General features: G+C 71.8%; 5 protein-coding genes and 2 pseudogenes. 3 read left to right on the top strand and 4 right to left on the bottom strand.

What is annotated here, in order from left to right; translation table 11 throughout:
* Positions 1-447, top strand: a pseudogene (locus tag SSQG_RS21035) (SURF1 family cytochrome oxidase biogenesis protein); the annotation flags it as partial.
* A gap of 37 nt (positions 448-484) precedes the next feature.
* Here the strand turns inward: SSQG_RS21035 and SSQG_RS43700 are convergent.
* The 4 genes from SSQG_RS43700 to SSQG_RS21010 form a co-directional block, all read right to left on the bottom strand.
* Positions 485-760: a hypothetical protein gene (locus SSQG_RS43700; RefSeq protein ID WP_338117280.1), complete on the bottom strand. Its 276-nt coding sequence runs from the start codon at positions 758-760 to the stop codon at positions 485-487.
* Between the two features lie 882 nt (positions 761-1642).
* Positions 1643-2218 (bottom strand): SigE family RNA polymerase sigma factor, encoded by a 576-nt coding sequence (locus tag SSQG_RS21020; protein WP_039933275.1) that lies wholly within the window; start codon positions 2216-2218, stop codon positions 1643-1645.
* Between the two features lie 494 nt (positions 2219-2712).
* Positions 2713-3798 (bottom strand): aspartate-semialdehyde dehydrogenase, encoded by a 1086-nt coding sequence (locus SSQG_RS21015; RefSeq protein WP_003991840.1) that lies wholly within the window; start codon positions 3796-3798, stop codon positions 2713-2715.
* Positions 3798-5090, bottom strand: a complete 1293-nt coding sequence (locus SSQG_RS21010) for an aspartate kinase (RefSeq protein WP_003991839.1) — start codon at positions 5088-5090, stop codon at positions 3798-3800. The genes SSQG_RS21015 and SSQG_RS21010 overlap by 1 nt, the downstream gene beginning before the upstream one ends.
* A gap of 234 nt (positions 5091-5324) precedes the next feature.
* Here SSQG_RS21010 and SSQG_RS42830 point away from each other — a divergent pair.
* Positions 5325-5414, top strand: a pseudogene (locus tag SSQG_RS42830) (response regulator transcription factor); the annotation flags it as partial.
* A gap of 322 nt (positions 5415-5736) precedes the next feature.
* Positions 5737-6573, top strand: coding sequence for a PhzF family phenazine biosynthesis protein (locus SSQG_RS21000; RefSeq protein ID WP_039933272.1), 837 nt, complete (start codon positions 5737-5739; stop codon positions 6571-6573).
* The last annotated feature ends 95 nt before the right edge of the window (positions 6574-6668 follow it).

Genomic DNA, 6668 nt, shown 5'->3' with positions numbered 1-6668 from the left:
TGCGCGGCTGGCTTCCCGGGTGCCGCCGACGCGGACAAGGCGCCCGCCCCGCCCACCGGCGAGGTCACCGTCACCGGTGCGCTCCAGGCCTCCGAGAGCCCGGGCGACAACGGCGTCAGCGCGCAGGGCGGCCTGCCGTCCGGGCAGACCGCGGCGATCAGCGCGGCGTCACTGATCAACCTGGTGCCGTACGACGTGTACGACGCGTGGGTCACGCTCAGCAAGGGCGACTCGGGCATGAAGGCCGTGCCCGCGAGCGCCCCGCCGGACTCGGGGCTGGACCTGAAGGCGTTCCAGAACCTCGGTTACACCGCCGAATGGTTCGCCTTCGTCGGCTTCGTGATCTTCATGTGGTTCCGGCTGCTGCGCCGCGAGGTGGAGTTCGCGCGGGACGCGGAGCTGGGTCTGGTCCCGGAGGAGGAGCAGCAGCGGGCGCCGGCCGTCTGACCACGCCCCCGCGCTCTACGAGCCGGGCCCCCGTGCTCTACGAGCCCGCCAGCACGCCCGTCCAGTACACGGTCCCCGCGCACGCGTTGGACACGGTGACCGAGGCCGCACCCGAGCCGGTCGCCGGTGTGTACGACACCGCGACGCTCCCGTCGACCGTGCCGTCCTCCCTGACCAGCTGGGGCGCCGTGCCCGTGTCGCCGCCGGTGGAGGTGGCGCCCGTGTCCCCCGCGTCCTGCGAGGGCGTGGGGTCGGGGCTGGGGTCGGGACCGCCGACACTGCCGCCGGGCGGGGGGCAGGTCTCCGTGGGCACCCAGGCGAACTTCGCTTAGTAGGCGGCGCCCGGGTGGAACACCAGCTGGGCCGCCTCCAGGGACGGGTCGGGCAGGCCGGAACGCCGCGTCCCCGGCCACGTGCCGCGCCGAGCCGACCTTGCCGGGGTCGGCCGCGCCCTGCGGCAGCGCGCTCACCGAGCCGGGGCCGGTGACCGTGCAGCTCGCCGCGGAGACGTTGGTGACGCGGAAGGAGCCGTAGACCGCGCCGGTGGAGTCGGGGGCGGCGGCGCTGCCCGCGGCGGGGCCGAGCTGGGCCGCGGTGCACGCCGCGATGCCGGCGGCCACGGTGGCGGACGGGCCGGCGCCCTGGGACGCGCCGGTGGAGGCGCCGCCGGTGGCCTTGCCCTTGCCCTTGTCCTTCTTGTCGTCCTTCTGCTTGCCCTCGGTCTTGCCGCCGGTGCCGCCCGAGGTGCTCTCACCGCCGTCCGGGCCCTTGCCCTCGCTCGCGCCGCCGCCCTGGGTCGCCGAGGCGTGGCCGGCGACCGAGGGGTTGGCGTCGGAGCCGGTGGAGTTGGAGACGTGCACCAGGGCGGGGACGGCGGTGCCGATGAACAGCGCGGCGGCGGCCATCCCGACGACGGCCTGCCGCTTGCGGGTCCGCCGCTGCGGCACCGCCCTGCGCAGGTAGTCGAGGGTGCCGTCGCGCGGCTCCACGTCTTGTACCGCCTGCTGCAGCATCGTGCGCAGGTCCAGCTCGTCCGAGTCGAGCCCTTCGCGGCTCTGGTCGTCGGGGCCGTGGTTCACAGTTCCGTTCCCAGCGTGCGATTGCTTCGGATCTTGCCCGTGCAGCCTCGTCGGCGCGTCCGGCTCGACGGGCTCGTGCCCTGCGGGTCCGTCCCGGCCCGCGCCGCCCCCGCCGCTCATGCCGGCGCCTCCATGGCCAGCCGGAGCGCCGCGATGCCGCGCGAGCCGTACGCCTTGACCGAGCCCAGGGATATGCCGAGGCTCTCGGCGACCTGCGCCTCGGTCATGTCCGCGAAGTAGCGCAGCACCAGCACCTCGCGCTGGCGGCGCTGCAGGCCCTTCATCGCCTTGATGAGGGAGTCGCGCTCCAGCTGGTCGTAGGCGCCCTCCTCGGCACTCGCCATGTCGGGCATGGGCTTCGACAGCAGCTTCAGGCCGAGGATGCGGCGGCGCAGCGCCGACCGCGAGAGGTTGACGACCGTCTGACGCAGGTACGCCAGGGTCTTCTCGGGGTCGCGGACCCGCTTGCGGGCCGAGTGGACACGGATGAACGCCTCCTGGACGACGTCCTCGCAGGAGGCGGTGTCGTCGAGGAGGAGCGCGGCGAGACCCAGCAGCGAGCGGTAGTGCGCCCGGTAGGTCTCGGTGAGGTGGTCGACGGTCGTACCGGCCGCGACACCGTCCTCGGCGCCGTCACGCTGGTTCGGGATGCGGGCCGGCCGCGCTGCGGGCACGGGCGCGATCACCGGCATGCCACCGGGCGTACCGGGCATGCGGGGTCGGAGTGCCGCCGGGCGGGGCGGCCGTAGGGCCGTTCCGCGGGCCGCGGTGAAGTCGAGTACCTCTGCCACGTCTGTTGGACACGCCTAGGCCCGTGAGGGTTGTACGTGCCGGGCGTCACTTTCACGCCGACCGTCGCCGTCGACGGTCTACCCGCGTCAGGCAGCACAACCGATGGTGCAGCAAATGCCCTCATGCGTCCCGCTCTTCCCCTATATCCAAATGTGAACGGACGTCCCCACGCCCGGTTCCAGGCGTCCCCACGCCTGATGAAGCGCTCCCACGGCCGAAGGGCGACCGCAAAGACGCTCCCCGCCCTCCGCACGGTTGCGGAGGACGGGGAGGCAATTCTTTGCTGCCGAAGCGCCTGGGACAAGTGGTCCGGACCATCGACCCGCTCACATGTCCTACACAGATCTTACAAGCCGCCTATGACACCCCTCGGGACGTTTCGGCGCGGCGGACCTCACGAGAGCTCGGCCGCCACCACCTCGGCGATCTGCGCGGTGTTCAGAGCGGACCCCTTGCGCAGGTTGTCCCCGCACACGAAGAGCTCCAGGGCCGTGGGGTCGTCCAGCGCCCGCCGCACCCGCCCGACCCAGGTCGGGTCGGTGCCGACCACGTCGGCGGGGGTCGGGAACTCCCCGGCGGCCGGGTTGTCGAACAGCACGACACCGGGCGCCGTGGCGAGGATCTCGCGGGCCTTGTCGACGGTGACCTCGCCCTCGAAGCGGGCGTGCACGGTCACCGAGTGCGTGGTGATCACCGGCACCCGGACACAGGTGACGGCCACGGGCAGGCCGGGCAGCCCGAGGATCTTGCGGGACTCGTCACGGACCTTCAGCTCCTCCGACGACCAGCCGTCCTCGCAGGCCGTACCGGTCCACGGCACGACGTTCAGCGCGACGGGCTCCGGGAACGGCCCGGTGCTGTCCCCCACGGCCCGCCGTACGTCACCGGGGTTGGTCCCCAGCTCCGTGCCGGCGACCAGGGACAGCTGCCGGCGCAGCGTGTCCACGCCCGCGCGGCCGGCGCCACTGACCGCCTGGTAGGAGGAGACGACCAGCTCGCGCAGCCCGTATTCGGCGTGCAGGGCGCCCAGGGCCACGATCATGGAGAGCGTCGTGCAGCTCGGGTTGGCGATGATCCCGCGCGGCCGCATCCGCACGGCGTGCGGGTTGACCTCGGGCACGACGAGCGGCACGTCCGGGTCCATCCGGAACGTGCCGGAGTTGTCGACCACCACCGCGCCCTTGGCGGCGGCCAGCGGCGCCCACCGCTCGGCCACCTCGTCCGGGACGTCGAACATGGCGACGTCGACCCCGTCGAAGGCCTCCTCGGAGAGCGCCACGACCTCGGTCTCCTCGCCGCGCACGGTGAGCTTGCGGCCGGCCGAGCGCGGAGAGGCGATCAGCCGGATCTCGCCCCAGACGTCGGCCCGCTGGGACAGGATCCGGAGCATGACCGTGCCGACGGCGCCGGTCGCCCCCACCACGGCAAGCGTCGGACGCCCGGACCGTCCGGCCCGGGCGTCCTGTCGGAGGTCGGCCATCAGCGGCCGGTGCCTCCGTAGACGACGGCCTCGTCGCTGTCGGAGTCGAGCCCGAACGCGGAGTGCACCGCGCGGACGGCCTCGGGCACGTCGTCGGCGCGCGTGACGACCGAGATGCGGATCTCGGAGGTCGAGATCAGCTCGATGTTCACGCCCGCGTCGGACAGGGCGGTGAAGAAGTCCGCCGTCACGCCCGGGTTGGTCTTCATACCCGCGCCGACCAGGGAGATCTTGCCGATCTGGTCGTCGTAGCGCAGGGAGTCAAAGCCGATGCCGGCCCGGTTCTTCTCCAGCGCGTCGATGGCCTTGCGGCCCTCGGTCTTCGGGAGCGTGAAGGAGATGTCCGTCAGGCCCGTGGAGGCCGCGGACACGTTCTGCACGACCATGTCGATGTTGATCTCGGCGTCGGCGATCGTGCGGAAGATCGAGGCCGCCTCGCCCGGCTTGTCCGGCACGCCCACGACCGTGACCTTGGCCTCGGAGGTGTCGTGCGCGACACCGGAGATGAGAGCCTGCTCCACCTGCTTTTCCCCTTGCGCTTGCGTCTTCCGAACAACTGGCTCGCTGCTGACCCACGTGCCCTGGAGCCCGCTGAAGCTGGACCGCACGTGGATCGGGATGTTGTACCGGCGGGCGTACTCCACACAGCGGTGGAGCAGCACCTTCGACCCGGATGCCGCCAGTTCGAGCATGTCCTCGAAGGAGATCCAGTCGATCTTCCGGGCCTTCGTCACCACGCGCGGGTCGGCGGTGAACACGCCGTCGACGTCGGTGTAGATCTCGCAGACGTCGGCGTCGAGAGCGGCGGCCAGGGCCACCGCGGTGGTGTCGGAGCCGCCGCGGCCGAGCGTGGTGATGTCCTTGGTGTCCTGGCTGACGCCCTGGAAACCGGCGACGATCGCGATGTTGCCCTCGTCCACCGAGGTCTTGATCCGGCCCGGCGTGACGTCGATGATCCGGGCCTTGTTGTGGACCGAGTCGGTGATGACACCTGCCTGGCTGCCGGTGAACGACTGGGCCTCGTGGCCCAGCTTTTTGATCGCCATGGCCAGCAATGCCATGGAGATCCGCTCTCCGGCGGTCAGCAGCATGTCGAGCTCGCGCCCGGCAGGCATCGGGGAGACCTGCTCTGCGAGATCGATCAGCTCGTCCGTCGTGTCGCCCATCGCGGAAACCACGGCAACCACCTGATTGCCGTTCTGCTTCGCTTCCACGATCCGCTTGGCGACGCGCTTGATGCCCTCGGCATCGGCTACGGAGGAGCCTCCGTACTTCTGCACGACAAGGCCCACGTGCGCTCCTCGCTCAATCCGTATCTATCCGCTCATACGCCTTCGTACTGCGGTCGGCTCAGTCTAGCGAGCGCCCGAAAAACCCCTCCGCGATATCGCATGGTGAGACTTCCGGGCCACCCGTCCAGAGCTGCTCATGCCCATCTGGGCACAGGCCACGCGAGAAAGTGCCCGGCGTCACAATCGCACACGGCCGAACCCGGTGACTCAACTTTCAAGCATTAAGGTGCGGCCCTGCGCGTACTCCCGGGGGAAGACGATGAGCCGGTCGCCGAGTCCCTCGGACGCGGCCCCAGGCGCCACGGCTTCGAGGTCGAGCGGGTGGTCGGGCTTGGCGTGCCTCCTGTGCTTGCTCCCGGATCCGGCGGCGGAGTCGGCTCCGGCTCCGGCGGCACCGGCGCCGAGGGCGGGGGTGCCGGCGGCTACGCCGGCCACGCCGGTGGCGACGGCGACGCGCTTGCGTACGGACGTGGCGGCGGGGCGGCTGGTCGTCTGCTTCTCCAGTGCGATCGAGCGGAGCCGGTGGAGTGACTCCAGACTCGCGTGCCACTGGTCAGGGGGCGTGCAGACGACGTACAGCGGACATCCAGGATCTCCCCAACTATCCCCCGGACGCGGGGAATCCGTGCGCGCTACGGTCGGCACCATGGAGATATTGCGCTACGTGGCGTTCAGTACGGATCCCAAGGGCGGCAACCCCGCGGGGGTGGTGCTCGACGCCACCGGAGCCGACGACGCGGCGATGCTGGCGGCGGCCGCCGAAGTCGGGTATTCCGAGACGGCGTTCGTGACGGAGTCCGGCGACGGCTCCCTGGACGTCCGGTACTTCAGCCCCCTCGCCGAAGTCACCTTCTGCGGCCACGCGACGATCGCCACGGCCGTCGCCCACGCGGAGCGGCACGGCACCGGGAGCCTGCTGCTGCACACGCAGGCGGGCCCGGTCACCGTCACCACGGACCGGGCGGCGGACGGCACCCTCGTGGCGACCCTGGTGAGCGTCGCCCCGCGTACGGTCCCGCTCGACGAGGCCGACCTCGCGCGGCTGCTGACGATCCTGGGCTGGTCCGCCGAGGACCTGGACCCGGCGCTGCCGCCCCGGGTGGCCTTCGCCGGAGCCTGGCACCCGGTCCTCGCCGCCGCGAGCCGGGAGCGGCTGGCGGACCTGGGCTACGACATGGCGGAACTCGGGGAGCTCATGGCCCGCCGGGACTGGACCACGATCGACCTGGTCCGGCGGGAGTCCCCCACCGTCTTCCACGCCCGCAACCCGTTCCCGCCCGGCGGCGTGATCGAGGATCCGGCGACGGGGGCGGCGGCGGCCGCGTTCGGCGGCTACCTGCGTGAGCTCCAACTCGTCTCCCCTCCCACCACCCTCACGATCCATCAGGGCGTGGACATGGGACGCGAGAGCACGCTCACGGTGACGGTGCCGGCGGAGCCGGACTCGGGCATCGGCGTGACCGGCGCGGCCGTGCGGCTCTGAGCGGCGGCCTTTGACCCGGCCGCTGATGGTGCGTTCGGGCCAGGTTCGGCTGGCGGATCGCGGCCGAACGTGTCCCGAACGCTCCAGTCTTCGGC

The organism is Streptomyces viridochromogenes DSM 40736 (genome assembly GCF_000158955.1).
Taxonomy (GTDB): Bacteria; Actinomycetota; Actinomycetes; order Streptomycetales; family Streptomycetaceae; genus Streptomyces; species Streptomyces venetus.
This window is presented reverse-complemented; position numbering and strand designations above follow the sequence as displayed.

Coding starts and splice junctions, on each gene's coding strand:
- SSQG_RS21000 (WP_039933272.1), top strand. CDS start 5,737: ATGGAGATATTGCGCTACGTGGCGTTCAGTACGGATCCCAAGGGCGGC.
- SSQG_RS21015 (WP_003991840.1), bottom strand. CDS start 3,798: ATGGCCGACCTCCGACAGGACGCCCGGGCCGGACGGTCCGGGCGTCCG.
- SSQG_RS21020 (WP_039933275.1), bottom strand. CDS start 2,218: ATGCCGGTGATCGCGCCCGTGCCCGCAGCGCGGCCGGCCCGCATCCCG.